This window comes from Neobacillus sp. SM06, assembly GCF_050496765.1.
GTDB lineage: Bacteria > Bacillota > Bacilli > Bacillales > Cytobacillaceae > JAEVLT01.
Map to the genome: position 1 here is coordinate 147,296 of NZ_JBNWEO010000013.1, position 17,346 is coordinate 164,641.

Annotated in this window: 14 protein-coding genes; 1 reads left to right on the top strand and 13 read right to left on the bottom strand. The window is 43.7% G+C overall.

Features of this window, described 5'->3' with window-relative positions; translation table 11 throughout:
- Positions 1–41: 41 nt before the first annotated feature.
- The 13 genes from pknB to ACQYAD_RS05875 all read right to left on the bottom strand — a co-directional run bounded on the left by pknB (position 42) and on the right by ACQYAD_RS05875 (position 15,350).
- Positions 42–2,000 (bottom strand): Stk1 family PASTA domain-containing Ser/Thr kinase, encoded by a 1,959-nt coding sequence (gene pknB / locus ACQYAD_RS05815; RefSeq protein ID WP_430236301.1) that lies wholly within the window; start codon positions 1,998–2,000, stop codon positions 42–44.
- Positions 1,997–2,752 (bottom strand): Stp1/IreP family PP2C-type Ser/Thr phosphatase, encoded by a 756-nt coding sequence (locus tag ACQYAD_RS05820; protein ID WP_430236303.1) that lies wholly within the window; start codon positions 2,750–2,752, stop codon positions 1,997–1,999. Before ACQYAD_RS05820 ends, pknB begins: the two co-directional genes overlap by 4 nt.
- Before the next feature lie 5 nt (positions 2,753–2,757).
- Complete coding sequence (rlmN, locus tag ACQYAD_RS05825) at positions 2,758–3,849, bottom strand: 23S rRNA (adenine(2503)-C(2))-methyltransferase RlmN (RefSeq protein ID WP_430236305.1); 1,092 nt, start codon at positions 3,847–3,849, stop codon at positions 2,758–2,760.
- Between the two features lie 6 nt (positions 3,850–3,855).
- Positions 3,856–5,205 carry a 16S rRNA (cytosine(967)-C(5))-methyltransferase RsmB gene (gene rsmB / locus ACQYAD_RS05830; RefSeq protein ID WP_430236306.1) on the bottom strand — a complete coding sequence of 450 codons (1,350 nt, stop codon included), beginning with the start codon at positions 5,203–5,205 and terminating at the stop codon, positions 3,856–3,858.
- A complete protein-coding gene (fmt, locus tag ACQYAD_RS05835) occupies positions 5,198–6,151 on the bottom strand; it encodes a methionyl-tRNA formyltransferase (RefSeq protein WP_430236307.1) in 954 nt (317 codons plus the stop codon). Before fmt ends, rsmB begins: the two co-directional genes overlap by 8 nt.
- Complete coding sequence (gene def / locus ACQYAD_RS05840) at positions 6,148–6,636, bottom strand: peptide deformylase (RefSeq protein ID WP_430236309.1); 489 nt, start codon at positions 6,634–6,636, stop codon at positions 6,148–6,150. The genes fmt and def overlap by 4 nt, the downstream gene beginning before the upstream one ends.
- Positions 6,637–6,762: 126 nt before the next feature.
- Positions 6,763–9,174 (bottom strand): primosomal protein N', encoded by a 2,412-nt coding sequence (priA, locus tag ACQYAD_RS05845; protein ID WP_430236310.1) that lies wholly within the window; start codon positions 9,172–9,174, stop codon positions 6,763–6,765.
- Positions 9,171–10,379: a bifunctional phosphopantothenoylcysteine decarboxylase/phosphopantothenate--cysteine ligase CoaBC gene (gene coaBC, locus ACQYAD_RS05850; protein ID WP_430236312.1), complete on the bottom strand. Its 1,209-nt coding sequence runs from the start codon at positions 10,377–10,379 to the stop codon at positions 9,171–9,173. Before coaBC ends, priA begins: the two co-directional genes overlap by 4 nt.
- A 153-nt stretch (positions 10,380–10,532) precedes the next feature.
- A complete protein-coding gene (gene rpoZ, locus ACQYAD_RS05855) occupies positions 10,533–10,748 on the bottom strand; it encodes a DNA-directed RNA polymerase subunit omega (protein WP_430237206.1) in 216 nt (71 codons plus the stop codon).
- Between the two features lies 1 nt (position 10,749).
- Positions 10,750–11,364, bottom strand: coding sequence for a guanylate kinase (gene gmk, locus ACQYAD_RS05860; RefSeq protein ID WP_430236313.1), 615 nt, complete (start codon positions 11,362–11,364; stop codon positions 10,750–10,752).
- A gap of 8 nt (positions 11,365–11,372) precedes the next feature.
- Positions 11,373–11,636, bottom strand: coding sequence for an extracellular matrix/biofilm regulator RemA (gene remA, locus ACQYAD_RS05865; RefSeq protein WP_430236315.1), 264 nt, complete (start codon positions 11,634–11,636; stop codon positions 11,373–11,375).
- Between the two features lie 60 nt (positions 11,637–11,696).
- A complete protein-coding gene (locus tag ACQYAD_RS05870; protein WP_430236317.1) occupies positions 11,697–12,572 on the bottom strand; it encodes a YicC/YloC family endoribonuclease in 876 nt (291 codons plus the stop codon).
- 99 nt (positions 12,573–12,671) lie between these two features.
- Positions 12,672–15,350, bottom strand: coding sequence for a cation-translocating P-type ATPase (locus ACQYAD_RS05875; protein WP_430236318.1), 2,679 nt, complete (start codon positions 15,348–15,350; stop codon positions 12,672–12,674).
- 246 nt (positions 15,351–15,596) lie between these two features.
- On the opposite strand from ACQYAD_RS05875, the gene ACQYAD_RS05880 reads away from it, so the two are divergent.
- Positions 15,597–17,312: an Rqc2 family fibronectin-binding protein gene (locus ACQYAD_RS05880; RefSeq protein WP_430236319.1), complete on the top strand. Its 1,716-nt coding sequence runs from the start codon at positions 15,597–15,599 to the stop codon at positions 17,310–17,312.
- The last annotated feature ends 34 nt before the right edge of the window (positions 17,313–17,346 follow it).

Sequence of the window (17,346 nt, forward strand, 5' to 3'; positions counted from 1 at the left end):
CTCGGTTCATTGTTTTTCCAAATCCGAAACAACCATCAACCTTAAGGATTTGGATTTGCAGGGTTAACGGTCTCATCGATAATCACTTTGCCGTCGCGCATAACCCTGTATCCAGCCTCTGCACCATCTTGAACCTGGAGCTCAATTGTCTTTTTAATCGTTTCGGTAATGTAAATTGTTTCCGTCGGTTCAGTCAAATTGTGGTTCATATCTTCGATAAAGATTTGTACCTCCTGTGGCTTTCCTTGTGCCGCCTGGGCATCGTATGGAATCGTTAATTCTTTCACAACTTTCTGCGGCGGGGTTGGTGCTTTTCCTTTTGAAATGGTCACCGTTACTTTATCCCCTTTTTGAAGCTCTGTCCCTGGGGCAGGGGATTGCGAGATCACCATTCCCTCTGGAACCGTATCACTGTAATCTTGCTTTGACGTATCAATCGACAATCCCGAAGCACTGGCGTAATCCTGCACACCTTTTAAGCTATATTCTGTTAAGTCCTTTAAAGCAATTTTCGGCGGCCCCTTGCTTACTTTAAATTCCAAAACGGTGTATTCAGGTACAATCTTTTTTCCGGCAGGAGGATTTTGTTCTGTAATCGTCCCCGGATCACTGTCACTATAAACCTCTGTTTTTTTAATATCTTTATATTTTTGGGATTCCAACATTTTGAAAACATCATCGTATTGGCGCCCTCTGTAATCGGAAAGTTCGATTTTCTCTTTGCCTGCGCTCGTGTAAATATCAATGGAAGATCCTTCTTTTGCCGTCACCCCCGCATTAGGGTCTGTCCGAATCACTTTTCCTTTTGGAATGGTTTCATCGGTGATGTTATTCGTTTGCCCAATTTTAAAACCTTTAGACGCAAGCAGGGCAACGGCATCATCGAAATTTTTTCCGCTTACATCAGGTATTTTCACATCTTTCGGTGTGAGCATGCTTGGCAATACCGTTACCGTAAGAATCCCAAGAAGTGCCAAAATAGCAAAAATCGAAACAAGGACAATCGGCCATTTTTTCCGTTTTTTCTTTGCCTTTTTTCCCTTTTCTTGTTCTTGCTTATCTGAATGATGGACAATCGTTTCATCCAGATTTTTCAAAGGCCGGTCATTTGTAATGACAGGAATAGCTTTTGTTGCTTCATCGTCGACCGGAATTTGAAATTTCGGTTCATCCAATCGCTCCGGATCCAATGCTGTCCGCAAGTCTTCATCCATTTCATCCACGCTATTGTAGCGATGAAATGGATCCTTGGCTGTTGCTTTTAAGACAATATTTTCAACACTCTGCGGAATTGCAGGATTCCACCTTCTGACAGATGGCGTTTCCGATTGCAGATGTTTTAAAGCAATCGATACCGCCGATTCACCTGAAAATGGAAGCCTTCCTGTCAACAACTCAAACATGACAATTCCCAATGAATAAATGTCTGACTTTTTGTTGGCCATCCCGCCGCGAGCTTGTTCTGGCGACAAATAATGAACCGACCCGAGCACGGAGTTTGTTTGGGTTATACTTGTTGCACTTAATGCCATGGCAATCCCAAAATCGGTGATTTTCACCGTTCCGTTTGCATCAACTAAAATATTATGCGGTTTAATGTCACGATGGACAATGTGATTTTGATGGGCATGTGAGATCGCTGAAGTCAGCTGTCTCATAATATTGATCGTTTTTTCCACTCCCACTGGAGAGTTTTGCAGTATGTATTGTTTCAATGTTTGGCCATCTACATGCTCCATGACAATATAATAAAGATCGTCCTCTTCGCCGACATCGTAAATATTGACAATATTGGGATGGTTCAAACTTGTGGCCGACTGTGCTTCCCTGCGAAAGCGGCGGATAAATTCTTCATCATTCGTTAAATCAAGCCTGAGCATTTTAACGGCAACATTTCGGTCAAGAATCATGTCGTGCGCCAAATAGACATTGGCCATCCCGCCGCCGCCAATCAAATCTAAAATTTTATACCTTCCGCTTATTCGTCTTCCAATCATCATTGCTTATCACCTTTAATGTCACCGGAAAACGCTACAATTGCCAAGGTTATATTATCTTCACCGCCATATTCATTGGCAAGGGAAACAAGCGTATGCGCTTTTTGTTCAAGCGAATTCTCGCTTGATAGGATGTCCATCATTTCTTGCTCGCTTACTTTATTGGACAATCCATCCGAACAGAGCAATAAACAATCACCCTCTTCAAACATGATCGTTTTTATATCCATTTGCACTTTTTCTTCTGTGCCTAGCGCCCTAAGCAGGACATTTTTTCTTGGATGATGCTCGGCATCCTCTTTCGTGATTTGGCCATGCCGTACCAGCTCATTGACAAGAGAATGGTCTTCTGTAACTTGATTGAATCCCGACTCATTCAATAAATAACAGCGGCTGTCCCCAATGTTAGCCACGGTAGCAAAATTTTCCGTCGCAATGGCAGCAACAATGGTGGTTCCCATCCCATCGCATTCGGAATTGTTTTTTGCGTGGGCAAAAATCAGCTCATTCACCTTAAGGATTTCTTCTTTCAACCATGCTTCCGCAGTTTCTGCGGTTGTAATGCCCTTTGCTACTTCCCACCGGTACTTCAATTCATTTAACGTCATACCGCTGGCTACATCACCTGCACGGTGACCGCCCATCCCATCAGCCACGATGGCAAGGCGGTGCCCGTCAAGGTTTTGAAATATACCACCGGAATCTTCATTGTGCTGCCGAACTTTTCCTTGATCTGTCAAAAAAACAGCATTCATTTTCGTTACCTCGTTTCTTCCTTCCGCTCCTTTGCACGAAGCTGTCCGCATGCTGCGTCGATATCATGACCGTGCTCCCGGCGAATGGTTACATTTACACCATTTTTTCTTAATGCTTTTTCAAAAGCAAATATTTGATTTCTTGGCGTTCTTACGTAATTCCGTTCAGGAACGTAGTTGACAGGGATCAGATTCACATGGCATTTGATTCCCTTCAATAAACGGGATAGTTCCTCGGCGTGTTCAATCTGATCGTTCACACCGCCAAACAATCCGTACTCAAAGCTGATTCTTCGTCCCGTCTTATCGATATAATACCGCACTGCTTTCATTAAGTCATCCAGTTTATATGCTTTATTGATCGGCATGAGTTTTGAACGCAATTCTGTATTTGGCGCATGGAGGGAAATGGCAAAATTGATTTGCAAATTTTCATCGGCAAATTGGTAAATTTTCGGGATAATCCCGCTTGTCGATACTGTAATATGACGCGCCCCAATATTTAAGCCCTTCTCGTCATTGATAATTTTTAAGAAGGATAGCATGTTGTCATAATTATCAAATGGCTCGCCGATTCCCATAATCACCACTGAGCTTACACGCTCATCGGTTTCATCGAGCGCCTGCTGAACATTAACAACTTGAGCAACAATTTCACCTGCTTCAAGATGCCGCTTTAATCCTCCTAGGGTTGAGGCGCAAAAAGTACAGCCGATTCGGCAGCCAACTTGAGTGGTTACACATACAGAATTGCCGTAATTGTGACGCATTAAAACCGTCTCAATCGAATAACCGTCATGCAGTTCAAATAAAAATTTGATCGTGCCATCGGCTGATTGCTGTTTAATAATGGTTTTTAAGGTTGTAATCTCAAAATCACGATGAAGCAGCTCGCGCAAGTGTTTTGATAAATTGCTCATTTCATCAAAGGAGGAGACTCTTTTTTTATAAAGCCAATCATATAGTTGTTCGGCGCGAAACTGTTTTTCGCCGTTTTCACTCAGCCACTCCTTTAATTCTTCGGCTTTAAGTGAATAAATTGATCGTTTTTTTATTTCTGTTTCTGTATTGATCTCAGTTGTCTGTATTGGTTCCAACTTTCGTTACACCTTCTTTCGTAAACATGCGATATAAAATCCGTCCGAACTGAAATCCTGCGGGAAAATTTGCAGGTCAAAGCCATGAATCAGCGGTTGAATCGCCTCAGGCATCCGATTTTTAAATTGCAAATCACCTGCAAATTCCGGGTTCTCCTTTAAAAAAGAGGCGACAACGTTCTCGTTTTCTTGTTGATCAACCGTGCATGTGCTGTATACGAGAACGCCGCCTTTTTTCAGCAATGGCGCAACTGCTGTCAAAAGTTCTATTTGAATCTTGCTTAATTGGAATAGATCATTCTCTTTTTTTGTATATTTCATGTCCGGCTTTCTTCTCATAACCCCTAAACCTGAACACGGGGCATCAAGCAAAATGCGGTCAAAGGATTCCCGCTCAAACTGTTCCGATCCCTTTTTGCTGTCCATTGTCAACGGTTGAATATTTATCAATCCAAGTCTGCTGGCATTGTCGTTAATTAACTTTACCTTGTGTTCGTGAAGATCAAGGGCGACAACCTTTCCTGTATTTTGCATTTTTTCGGCAATATGAGTGCTTTTCCCTCCAGGAGCAGCACACGCATCCAGAATCGTTTCATTTTCCTCGGCGCCGAGAGCGTAGGCAACGAGCATGGAACTTTCATCTTGAATGGTAATCAATCCTTCTTTAAAAACTGCCGATGCAGCGAGGTTTCCTTTCAATGAGCGGATGGCAACAGGAATGATCGGGCTTTTCTCGACGATGTAACCCTCAGCTTCCAAGCGGTCAAGGCATTCTTGCCTCGTCGTTTTCGCTGTGTTGACCCTTGCCGTTTGTGTTGGTGCCGTTAGATTGACTTCCGCCATTTCTTTTGTCTTTTCAAAGCCAAATTGTTCTGCCCATCTGCGGATCAGCCATTCGGGATGGCTTGTCTCAAGTGAAAGGCGGACAAGCGGATCAGCCACTTTCTCAACAGAAGGAAGCCCTTGTCGCTGCATGCTCCGCAAAACGCCGTTCACCATTGCGGCAATCCCTTTATGGCCGCGCTTTTTAGCGATTTCAACCGCTTCAAAAATGGCGGCCCGATCCGGTATTTTGTCAAGATAGACCATTTGATAGACAGCAAGCCGCAACAATTGAAGAACCCAGTTCTCGATTTTTTTCCCTTTTTTTAAAAACGGCTGCAAATAGTAGTCCAATGTCATCTTCCGCTGCAAGGTTCCATAGGTTAATTCTGTCAAAAGACCGATGTCTTTTGCCGGCAAATGGTTCTTTTCAATCGCGTGATGGAGGAGCAAATTGCTGTATGATTGATTTTTTTCAATTGCTTCAAGCAATTCTAGCGCTGTTTCCCGGACGTTTTTGGCCTGTTTACGCATGCTGATCTCCAACTGCCATTCCGGGTGCAAGTTTCGAGCCCGTTCCTCTTAAAAATTCCTCAGCAGTCATTTTCTTTTTCCCGGCTGGCTGAAGTTCTTTAATTTTAATTGCTGTTTCATTGCCTGCTCCCACAACAAAACCATCGCTCGCAATTTTTATAATGGTTCCTGGTGTATCTGTTGGTGTATTTGCTACTTTTTCCACACTCCAAATTTTGATCACTTGGCCATTTAGAGTCGTGAACGCAATGGGCCATGGGTTCAAACCGCGGACATGATTATAAATTTGCTCACCGGTATTGCTCCAGTCGATCCGCTCCTGCTCTCGTTTTATATTTGCCGCAAACGTCGCTTTTGTATCATCTTGCGCAATGGGTTCAATCGTTCCGGCAAGCAGCTTCGGCAAGGTTTCAGAGAGCAGTTCCGCCCCGGCAGCACTTAATTTGTCATGCAAACTGCCCACATTGTCTTCCTCGGCTATTGGAACCTCGATTTGGGTTAAAATATCGCCGGCATCCAGCTTTTCCGCCATGTACATAATGGTAATACCCGTTTTTTCTTTCCCCTGAATCAAGGCATAATGAATCGGCGCGCCGCCGCGCAACTCAGGCAGCAGGGAGGCGTGAACATTTATGCATCCGTACGTTGGCGCCTCCAGAAGCGCTTTAGGCAAGATTTGCCCAAAGGCTGCCGTAACGATTAAATCCGGTTTTAGTGCTAGGATCTTTTCCAGTTCTTCGGGTTGGCGAATTTTCTCCGGCTGATAGACAGGAATCCCCTGGTTAACAGCTTCCACTTTTACCGGCGGCGGCGTCATCGTTTTTTTTCTGCCGACCGGTCGATCCGGCTGAGTGACAACGGCAATGACTTCATAGCCGTCTTGAAGTAACTGCCTTAGTATCGGGACTGAAAAATCTGGTGTGCCCATAAAAACGATTTTTGTCATTGTTCCACGTCCTGCCCTTCCAGCTCTTCTTCCGTTAGATACCTTGTTACAAGGCTTGTAAAAAGAATTCCATTCACGTGATCGATTTCATGCTGAATCGCCCTTGCAAGGAATTCTTCCGCTTCCAACTGATATTTCCGGCCGCGGCGGTCGAAAGCTTCAATCTTTACATTATTCGGTCTAGTCACTTCTCCGTATATTCCCGGAAAACTTAAACAGCCTTCTGGTCCAGTTTGACTGCCGGAAGTTTCAAGGACTCTGGGATTGATCATTTCGATCGTTCCAGTTTCATCATCAATATCGACAATTGCGATTTGAAGATCCAGACCGATTTGCGGTGCAGCCAAGCCAACACCATCATGTTGAATCATCGTGTCGTACATATCATCCAATAGTTTTCCAAGTTTTCGATCAAACTTCGTTACTTCCCTGCATGGCTGCTCTAGAATTTCAGCAGGATAAGTAACAATTTTTCGTATCGCCAAAAAACGTTCCTCCAGTACGCATTCTTTGCCAAATGGCAATGATGTATGATTATAAAATGATTGATTTTATTGTCGCCAAAAATGGTTCATATCTTAACAAGCAACTTTATTTTTTCTAAATCAGCCTTACAGTAAAATAAACGGATTGACATCAACGGAAACTTGCAATCCGTGAATTGGATTTTTTTGATAGACATCCAGTACCTGTTTTAACGTTCTTGACAGATCTGGTTCCCGTTTGTATTTTATCAAACATTGATAGCGATATCTATTATTGATCCGTGAAATTGACGACGCAACCGGGCCGAGAATAATGGTTTGGTCTGACAGTCTGGAGCGAATAAAATTCGTTATTTTTTCCGTAACTGACACAGCGGTCATCAATTGCTCATGGCTGACCGTAATCAATGAAATATAATAAAAGGGCGGATATTTATGAAGTTTACGCATTTGCATTTCCTGCTGATAAAATAAATCATAATCCTGTTTCCCGGCCAGCTGCACACTGTAATGCTCAGGTGTATACGTTTGGATAATCACTTCACCAGGCAACTCGTGCCGTCCGGCTCTGCCGCTTACCTGGGTCAACAGCTGGAACGTTTTTTCAGATGAGCGAAAATCCGGCAAGTGAAGCATCGTATCGGCGGAAAGAACACCAACAAGGGTGATATTCGGAAAATCGAGACCTTTGGCGATCATTTGCGTTCCAAGAAGGATATCTGCCTTTCCTTCCTGAAACTCGGAAAGCAAGCGTTCATGCGCACCTTTCCGGCCAGTTGTATCAACATCCATTCGAATGACCCGTGCTTCTGGTAAAACTTTGCCCAGTTCTGCCTCTACCTTTTGCGTGCCCGTACCAAAATAGCGAATATGTTCGCTTGCGCATTCAGGGCAATTCGCAGGCACCCAGCCTTCAAAACCGCAGTAATGGCATTTCATTTGTTCGCTTTTACTATGATACGTTAATGAAATATCGCAGTTTGGACAATTCACAACATAGCCGCAATCCCTGCACATCACAAACGAAGAATGACCGCGCTTGTTTAAAAACAAAACTGTTTGCTCTTTTTTTTCAAGTCTTTCTTTTAACTTTTCCATCAATACGTTTGAAAAAATCGAGCGGTTCCCTGCTCGCAGCTCTTCGCGCATATCCACAATTTGAACAGGCGGAAACTCCTTATTATTCATCCGGTTGGGCAGCGGCAGCAGATGATAAACCCCTTTTTGGGCGCGCGCGAACGATTCGAGCGCAGGGGTCGCACTTCCCAAAACAACTGGACAATTGTACGTGTTGCCGCGTTTAATCGCAACATCCCTTGCATGGTAGCGCGGCATTTCTTCTTGTTTGTAGCTTGTCTCATGCTCTTCATCAATGATAATAATGCCGAGATTTTCAAATGGAGCAAAGATGGCAGAACGCGCTCCTACAGCCACTTTTACTTCTTTCCGTTGAATCTTCCGCCATTCGTCATATTTTTCACCGGCAGACAAACCGCTGTGCAGCACAGCTACTTTATCCCCAAACCGGCCTTTGAATCGGGTGACCATTTGCGGCGTTAGCGCAATTTCAGGTACGAGCACAATTGCCTCTTTTCCTTTTTCTATCACTGCCTGAATCGATTGCAAATAAACCTCCGTTTTACCGCTTCCTGTGACACCGTACAATAAAAATACTTCATGCCTTTGTTCTTCAATCGAAGCTAGAATCGGAGCCATCGCTTTTTTTTGATCTGGCGTTAACGGCAGTGGGCTTGTTCTTTTAAATTCCCGATCAGCGAATGGATCGCGATAAACCTCCCGCTCGATCTCTCCAAGAATGTTTTTTTTCATCAACACATTGACAGTTGAGGAGGAAACCCCAGCAAGAGCATATAAAGTTTTTGGCTCAATTGGCTGTGGGTGTTCGAGAAAAAAGTTTAACAGTTGCCGCTGTTTTTCTGCCCTTGCAGGAATTTGTGCTACCATCGCTTCCAATTCGCTTTTTTGAAGCAAGGGATAAATATATTTTTGCTGTTTCTTTTTTACTCGTTCTTTTACCTCGTAAACAACTTCAAGATGCGCTTTTGTCACTTCCACTTGAAGCATGGCAGCAAGGTTCGATTTTAATGCATCCTCCCATGCCACCTTTCCATTTTTTCGAAAAAAAGATGGCAATGGATCTGCTAGCATTTCTGGAGAAACACCTGCAGCTAGTCTGATTACTTTTTCATATTTCGCCTTTAGCGCAGCCGGAAGCATTGCCTGAAAAGCCAAAATTTGAAAACTAAGCGTATGTTCGGTCAGCCAATCCCCAAGTACTAACAATTCCTTGTTCAATACCGGCATCAAATCCATCGGTTCAGCAATTTCTCGTAGTTTTTGAAACTCTGATTCGGCTTTTATCTGAACGACAAACCCTTGAAGTTTTCTCGGTCCAAACGGTACAATCACCCTTACTCCAGGTTTAATGATCTCTTTCCATTTATCTGGGATAAGATAATCAAACGGTTTATCCGTTTGTTTTGCGGGTACATCAACGATCACACTTGCAACTTTCATTGTCTATTATCCTTTAAAAGCATGACCAATTCCTCGATTAATGTTTCAGCGACTTGACGCTTCGTCATGAGCGGCAAGCTTTGTTCTGTTCCGTTTCGTTTATAAAATGTAACAATATTTGTATCTGTTCCAAAGCCTGCGCCCGCGGTTTTAACATTGTTGGCCACGATCATGTCCGCATTTTTCGAGTGTAATTTCTTTTTGGCATATTCGGCGACATTCTCCGTCTCTGCTGCAAAGCCTATCAAAAGCTGTTTGTCTTTTCGCTGCCCAAGCTCAAATAGGATATCCTTTGTTCGCTCAAGCTCGATCACGCGTTTGCCAGCTTGTTTTTTCAATTTATTGTCAGCGGCAAACTTTGGTCGATAATCGGCAACGGCGGCTGTCTTAATCACCGCATCAGCTGAATCAAAAACAGAAAACACAGCCCTGTACATCTCGTCTGCGGATTCAACGTTAATTAGCTCGACCCCGGCCGGCGGCTGAAGCTGAACAGGACCCGATATTAACACAACCTCTGCGCCAGCATCCCTTGCCGCTTCGGCGATTGCATAGCCCATTTTTCCGGTGGAATGGTTGGAGATATACCGGACAGGATCAATTTTTTCTCTTGTCGGCCCGGCTGTAATCACCATTTTCTTCCCGAATAGCGGTTTTGCGTCTTTTAGAAAAAATTGGTCTACCAAGGTTACGATTTTTTCCGGTTCTTCAAGACGGCCTTTGCCAATATAACCGCAAGCAAGAAATCCTTCGTTTGGTTCAATAAAACGGTAGCCGTACTCCGCTAAAACGGCAAGGTTTTTCTTCACGCCAGGATGGTCATACATATGTACATTCATCGCCGGTGCAATCCAGATCGGGGCGTTCGTTGCCAAAATGGTCGCTGTCAACATATTGTCCGCCAAGCCATGTGCAAGCTTTGCGATCGTATTGGCTGTTGCTGGTGCAATGATTACCAAATCAGGCCAATCTGCCAAATCAATATGTGCAATGACATGCGGATTTTTTTCCTCAAACGTATCGACATAGACATCATTGCGGGATAGAGCTTGAAACGTTAGCGGTGCAACAAATTTGACAGCGGATTCGCTTAGAATGACTTTTACTTCTGCCCCCGCTTGAACGAGTTTGCTTGTCAGCGCGGCGGCTTTATAGGCGGCAATTCCTCCGGTAACACCTAATAAAATTTTTTTATTTGCTATCACTTTCAGTCCCCCGTCCTTCTGATCGATAAACGGTCTTTCTTTTCATTATCTCTGAAAATCGACAAAATTTCACGTTTTTCATCCTACATCTTAACTATTTTTAGGCGAAGAAAAAAGGCCGACACTAATGTCAGACCTTTCACATTAACATCCTTACTCTCCGGCTTCCTGTTTTTTCGCAACGTTGTAGGTGAGCTCGCCTTTGAAAATTTCTTCAAGTGCTTTACCGACACATTTGTGGGAAACATACTTTGGCAGCCGTTCGTCTTTTGTTTGCTGCATCGAGCGCGCGCGTTTTGCGGCAACCGAAACAAGCGAATATTTTGAGTCAATTCTTTCAAGCAATGAATCAATCGATGGATATAACAATTTATTCAACCTCCAATAATTTTAAATAACGATGCTGGACGCGTTCCCTGCGACAATGCTCGGCCGTCACAATCGCCTTAATTTTTTCGCAGGCAAGCTCCACTTGATCATTGACAACCACATAATCGTACAGGCTCATCATTTCAATTTCTTCCCTGGCTGTCAGCATCCGGTTATGAATCAGATCATCCGTTTCTGTGCCGCGCGTTACAATCCGGTTTTTTAATTCGGATAGGCTTGGTGGTGCCAGGAAAATAAACAAACCTTCCGGAAACTTCGAACGAACCTGCCGGGCACCTTTCACTTCAATTTCCAAAAAAACATCTTTCCCGGAATCAAGGGTTTCTTTGACATAATCAATCGGTGTGCCGTAGTAATTACCAACATACTCAGCATGTTCAAGCAGTTTCCCATGCTGAATTAATTCTTCAAACTCCTCACGCGATTTGAAAAAATAATCAACTCCGTGAACTTCTCCTTCCCTGGGCGCTCTTGTTGTCATCGAAATAGAATATTCAAACGCCGTATCCGGCTGTGAAAAAATTGCTTTACGAACTGTACCTTTCCCAACGCCAGACGGCCCGGAAAGGACGATCAGCAGTCCTTTTTCCTGCATGTTAAATCCTACCCTTCATCAAAAATTTCATCACGGCCCGAAAGCCTGCCGGCAACGGTTTCCGGCTGTACCGCAGAGAGAATGACATGGTCACTATCCATTACAATGACCGCACGCGTTCGCCTGCCATATGTAGCGTCAATTAATACTCCCCGGTCACGAGCATCTTGGATGATCCTTTTAATCGGAGCAGATTCAGGACTGACAATGGAAATAATACGATTGGCAGAAACAATATTCCCATAGCCGATATTGATCAATTTAATTGACATGATGCTCCTCCAATCATCAATAACATATTTTGACCGTGTCAAACCGTTTCTAAACAGGCACTACTCTATATTTTGAATCTGTTCTTTCAATTTCTCAAGCAAACTTTTCAATTCCACGACTTTTTTTGCAATGAGAGCATCATTTGCTTTCGATCCAATGGTGTTTGCTTCCCGGTTCATTTCCTGTACAAGAAAATCAAGTTTCCGACCGATCGGTTCATTCACGTCAAGCGTTTGGAAAAATTGTTGTATATGGCTGTTCAGCCTTGTCACTTCTTCATTGATGTCCGCTTTATCGGCAAATACCGCGACTTCCGTTAAAATTCGCCCTTCATCCACTTGCCCCTGAAGAAGCTCCTGCATCCTTTTCGTTAACCGCTCCTGATACGCTTCAACAACGAGCGGAGCAGATTCTTTTAACTGACTGACTACAGTAAGGATTTGGCCTAGATTCGATTCCAAATCTTTTTTCATCGCAGTTCCTTCCGCAATTCTCATTTGTTTGAGCTGGCTGGCGGCCTGTTCAACCGCCTTTAGGACAAGATTTTCCAATTCTTCATTTTCTGCTTCACTTTCTTCGATATGGACAAGTTCTTCTCGGCTCAGCAATTCCTTTAAGGTGATTTGTCCTTCGATCCCATATTTATTTTTTGCTTCAAGGACAAACTGGTAAAACTCATCGATTAACTGCCAATCAGCCAGAACCTTACGGGTAACGGTTCCTTCGCCTTCAAGCGTAACATACACTTCGACACGGCCGCGGCGGATCTGCTGGTTTAGCTTTTTTTTCATTTTATCTTCTATTTTAATAAGCTGGCGGGGCATTCGGAAATTAAATTCGCAAAAGCGGTGATTGACCGTTTTCATTTCAACATTTACAGAGAAAGGCCCAGATTCTGCCTTGCTTCTTCCAAAGCCTGTCATACTGATAACCATCTCATGCACATCCAATCTTCAATGAAAAAAATCTTCTATGTAAGAAAAAACAAAAAGGTAATAGAGTCTTCTCTACTACCTTTTGGATTATAACATAGTTTATTTTGTTTTTCTTGCCAAAAATGTCCCTGCAAGTAAAAAAGTTGGGATTGCGGATAAACCAATGATCAGCAGCCAGTCTCTTGGCGCAATCGGCAGCGTATGAAAAATCGGCTGAAGCGGTGGAAAATAGATCACCACAAGCATAAGCGCAAGCGATGAAATAACGGACCAAACAAGAAACAGATTTCCGAATGGATTTCTCGACAGTACCGATTTTTCGCTGCGGCAGTCAAACACATGAATCAATTGGGCCATAACAAGCGCAGCAAAAGCAACTGTCTGTGCATATTGCAGTCTTGCTGGGTCATTTTTATATACAATCATAAACGACATTAAGGTTACAATGCCGATCAATATGCCCCGCGACACTACCTTCCAGCCGAGTCCTCTGGCAAAGACGCCTTCCTTAGGACTGCGCGGGTTGCGTTTCATTACATTTTCCTCTGGGCGATCTACCCCTAGTGCCATCGCCGGCAGACCGTCTGTTACAAGGTTCACCCACAGAATTTGAATCGGAACAAGCGGCAGGGGAAGCCCAAGAATCATCGCAAATAGCATCACTAAAATTTCGCCTACATTGGATGCAAGCAAATAACGAATAAATTTACGAATGTTTTCATAGATATTTCGCCCTTCTTTGATTGCGGCTTTAATCGTGGCAAAATTGTCGTCCAGCAGAACAAGTGCAGAAGCCTCTTTGGCCACATCGGTGCCAGTAATCCCCATTGCCACACCAATATCCGCTGCTTTAATTGCAGGAGCATCGTTTACGCCATCGCCTGTCATCGCCACGATATGCCCTTTATTTTGCAGCGCTTTAACAATTTTTAGTTTATGCTCTGGTGAAACCCGGGCAAAAACCGACACATTGTCAACAACTTCCTCAAGCTCATCCACACTCATCTCTGACAATGCTTTACCATCCAACACCATGCTTTTGCTTGTTAAAATTCCCAGCTGACTGGCGATTGCCTTTGCCGTAATCACATGGTCGCCAGTAATCATCACTGTTTTGATTCCCGCTTCCTTGCATTCTTTTACAGCAGCCTTCACCTCCGGCCTCGGCGGATCGATCATCCCTTGAATACCGATAAAGGTCAAATTTTGTTCCGCCTCTTTTTCGCTTAAAATAACCGTATTTGGCGAAACTGGCTTGAATGCGATCGCAATGGTTCTGAGTGCTTTAGAAGCAAGTTCGTTGATGGCATTTTGAACCTTCGTCTGCAGCTCCTTGCCGAAATATTGGCTGCGGTCGTCCCAGAGAATTGATTCACATGCCCCCAAAAGAACATCGGGTGCACCTTTGGTCACAATAAAATGCCGGCCTTTTGAGTCTTTCACATGCATGCTCATCATTTTCCTTGCTGAATCAAACGGAAATTCATTTAAAATCGTAAACTCTTCCAATAACGCCGGTCGATCATAGCCTGCTTTCATCGCGCTCACAAGTAACGCGCCTTCAGTCGGATCACCGTCAAGAATGATTTCATCCTCATTAAATTTGAGTTCAGAGTGGTTGCATATCATTCCAAAAATAAGCATTTGCTGCAGCGCTTTTTCATTCCTGACTTGAATCGGCTCATCTTCCGTGTAAAATTGACCTTCCGGCTCATAGCCGACACCGTCAACCGTCCACGTTTTTCCGCCGCTCCATAAATGAGTTACAGTCATTTTGTTTTGCGTCATTGTCCCGGTTTTATCCGAGCAAATAACCGAAGCGCAGCCAAGCGTTTCAACGGCAGGCAGTTTGCGGACAATCGCATTTTTTTTGATCATTTTTTGAACGCCGAGCGACAATGCAACGGTTACAATTGCTGGCAATCCTTCCGGGATAGCAGCAACCGCAAGCGAAACCCCTGCTAAAAACATGGTGTAAAGCTCTTGCCCTTGAAATACGCCAATGGCGACGACAAGAACGGTAAGCAAAAGGGCTGCAACAATCAAAATTTTCCCTAGCTGTTCGAGACGGCGCTGCAACGGTGTTTGGGCAGATTCGGCATTTTGCAGCAAGTTGGCAATCTGCCCCATCGCCGTGTCCATTCCTGTCGCAACAACGACCCCGATCCCGCTTCCCCTTGTTACCATCGTCCCCATAAAGGCGGTGTTTTCCATATCGCCAATTCCCGGATTACTCGCAGAAAGCGGATCCGAATGCTTTGCTGCAGGCACCGATTCTCCAGTAAGAGCCGACTCCTCGATCTCCAAACTTTTCGCCTCGATAATGCGCACATCTGCGCCGATCCGATCTCCGCTTGAAAACTTCAGCATATCGCCGATCGTGACTTCTTTAGATGGAATTCTGATCCATTGCTCATCCCGTAAAACAGAAACTTGAGGGGCAGACAATTCCTTTAAAGCCTGAAGCGATTTTTCTGCTTTCCTTTCTTGAAAAAAACCAAGGAAGCCATTCGAAATGACGATGGCAATGATAGCAATCGCATCAATGTACTCCCCAAGTAAGCCGGAGATTAATGTGGCAGCAAGAAGAACCAGAACCATAAAATCTTTGAATTGACTAAAAAATAAGAGCAAAGCTGATTGCTTTTCCCCTTCATCCAGTTCATTGTATCCATGCTGCTTGATTCGGTTTTTCGCTTCATCGGCAGTCAATCCAGACGAAAAATTAGTTGAGAGCGATTGTTCAACCTCATTTAGGTCCATTTCATGATATTTCATCCGGTCATTTCACTTCCCCCTTTAAATTCAACAACAGATTCTCTAAGAAAGCTTATTCAGCCTCGTCCAAAAAAATGCTATATTAGATTGAGATAAGCAGAGAAGTGCTTAAACAGCCGTTTTCTATGTTAGAAGCTTTCGTTTTGTTATGATTAAAAAATGGAATCAGTTTAAAGTGAGGGCTTTATTTTCGTAAGCCAAGAGGAAACGATTTCCAATCATTATGAAGAGTAAAGGATGTTATTCATGTCATTTGATGGTTTATTTACGAGGTCAATGGTTTTTGAACTGGCCAGTGTGTTAAAAGGCGGCCGGATCAACAAAGTTCATCAGCCGTATAAAAACGAAATCATTTTCGTTATTCGCGCCAACGGTAAAAATCATAAATTACTGCTTTCGGCTCATCCAAGCTATGCAAGGGTGCAGCTGACTGGCGAAACATATGAGAATCCGAACGAACCACCCATGTTTTGCATGCTTTTAAGGAAACATTTAGAGGGATATTTGCTGGAGGATGTTTACCAGGTAGGGACCGACCGAATCATTATTTTTGAAATTAAAGGCCGCAACGAAATCGGCGATCTTAGTTATAAACAGCTGATTGTTGAGGTGATGGGGCGCCACAGCAATATCGTCCTTGTTGATAAAACGCGTGGCATCATACTAGACAGCATCAAGCATATCTCCTTTGCCCTTAACAGCCACAGGGCAATTTTGCCGGGACAGCCATATGTATTTCCGCCGGAGCAGCATAAGCAAGATCCTTTTACCGCTAGCGAAGAAGATGTGTTAAAATGGCTCGATTTTAACGCCGGCAAACTTGACAAACAGATTGTCGATACGTTTGCAGGGGTCTCGCCGCTTTTTGCAAAAGAAGTAATTTTTACAAGCGGGTTGGCTAATCGAACGACCGTACCGAAGTCGTTTATCCAATTAGTTGACAAAATAAAAAAAATGGAAATCTCACCTGCCATCATTGAATATAGCGGGAAAGAAGCGTTTTATCTTTTCCCGCTCGCCCATTTAAAAGGGGAGAGCAAAACATATCCTGCCTTAAGCGAAATGCTTGACCGCTATTATTTTGGCAAAGCCGAACGCGACCGCGTAAAGCAGCAGGGGCATGATTTGGAACGGTTTATTATAAACGAAAAAGAAAAAAACGAGAAAAAAATCATCAAGCTAGAAAAAACGTTGAAAGAAGCAGAGAAAGCTGATAAATATCAGCGATTTGGCGAACTTTTAACAGCCCACCTTTATGCGGTTCAAAAAGGGATGAAAGAAATCGAAGTTGTCGATTATTACGATGAACACGGCGGAACGGTTGTCATCCCGCTCGACCCAAGGAAAACGCCATCGGAAAATGCGCAAAAGTATTTTTTAAAATACCAAAAAGCAAAAAACGCCTTGTCCGTTGTTGAAGAACAAATTGCCCTTGCCAAAGAAGAAGCGGCGTATTTCGACAATTTGCTCCAGCAAGTTGAATCCGCATCGCCGAAAGATCTTGAAGAAATCCGTGAAGAGTTGGTTGAAGGCAAGTATATCCGTGAACGGAAAAATCGAAGCGGAAAAAAAGGCCAGAATCACAAACCGGTTCTCGATCGTTTTCTTTCAACGAGCGGTACGGAAATCATCGTGGGCAAAAACAACAAGCAAAATGATTATTTAACAAATAAGCTTGCTGCCCGCGACGAAATTTGGCTGCATACGAAGGATATTCCCGGATCCCATGTCGTCATTCGCAGTAAAGAGCCTGATGAAAAGACGCTCAGAGAAGCAGCCATTCTTGCGGCTTATTACAGCAAAGCGCGAAACTCAAGCTCTGTGCCTGTCGATTATACAAAAGTGCGCTTTGTTAAAAAACCAAGCGGCGCAAAACCCGGATTTGTCATTTACGAAAACCAGCAAACCATCTATGTCACACCCGATGAAGAAATGGTTTTGACATTAAGAAATATGGCATAAGGCCACAATGGCTCCATAAGGAACGTTCACCTTA

Coding starts and splice junctions, on each gene's coding strand:
- pknB (WP_430236301.1), bottom strand. CDS start 2,000: ATGATGATTGGAAGACGAATAAGCGGAAGGTATAAAATTTTAGATTTG.
- ACQYAD_RS05820 (WP_430236303.1), bottom strand. CDS start 2,752: ATGAATGCTGTTTTTTTGACAGATCAAGGAAAAGTTCGGCAGCACAAT.
- rsmB (WP_430236306.1), bottom strand. CDS start 5,205: ATGCGTAAACAGGCCAAAAACGTCCGGGAAACAGCGCTAGAATTGCTT.
- fmt (WP_430236307.1), bottom strand. CDS start 6,151: ATGACAAAAATCGTTTTTATGGGCACACCAGATTTTTCAGTCCCGATA.
- priA (WP_430236310.1), bottom strand. CDS start 9,174: ATGAAAGTTGCAAGTGTGATCGTTGATGTACCCGCAAAACAAACGGAT.
- gmk (WP_430236313.1), bottom strand. CDS start 11,364: ATGCAGGAAAAAGGACTGCTGATCGTCCTTTCCGGGCCGTCTGGCGTT.
- remA (WP_430236315.1), bottom strand. CDS start 11,636: ATGTCAATTAAATTGATCAATATCGGCTATGGGAATATTGTTTCTGCC.
- ACQYAD_RS05870 (WP_430236317.1), bottom strand. CDS start 12,572: ATGGTTATCAGTATGACAGGCTTTGGAAGAAGCAAGGCAGAATCTGGG.
- ACQYAD_RS05875 (WP_430236318.1), bottom strand. CDS start 15,350: ATGAAATATCATGAAATGGACCTAAATGAGGTTGAACAATCGCTCTCA.
- ACQYAD_RS05880 (WP_430236319.1), top strand. CDS start 15,597: ATGTCATTTGATGGTTTATTTACGAGGTCAATGGTTTTTGAACTGGCC.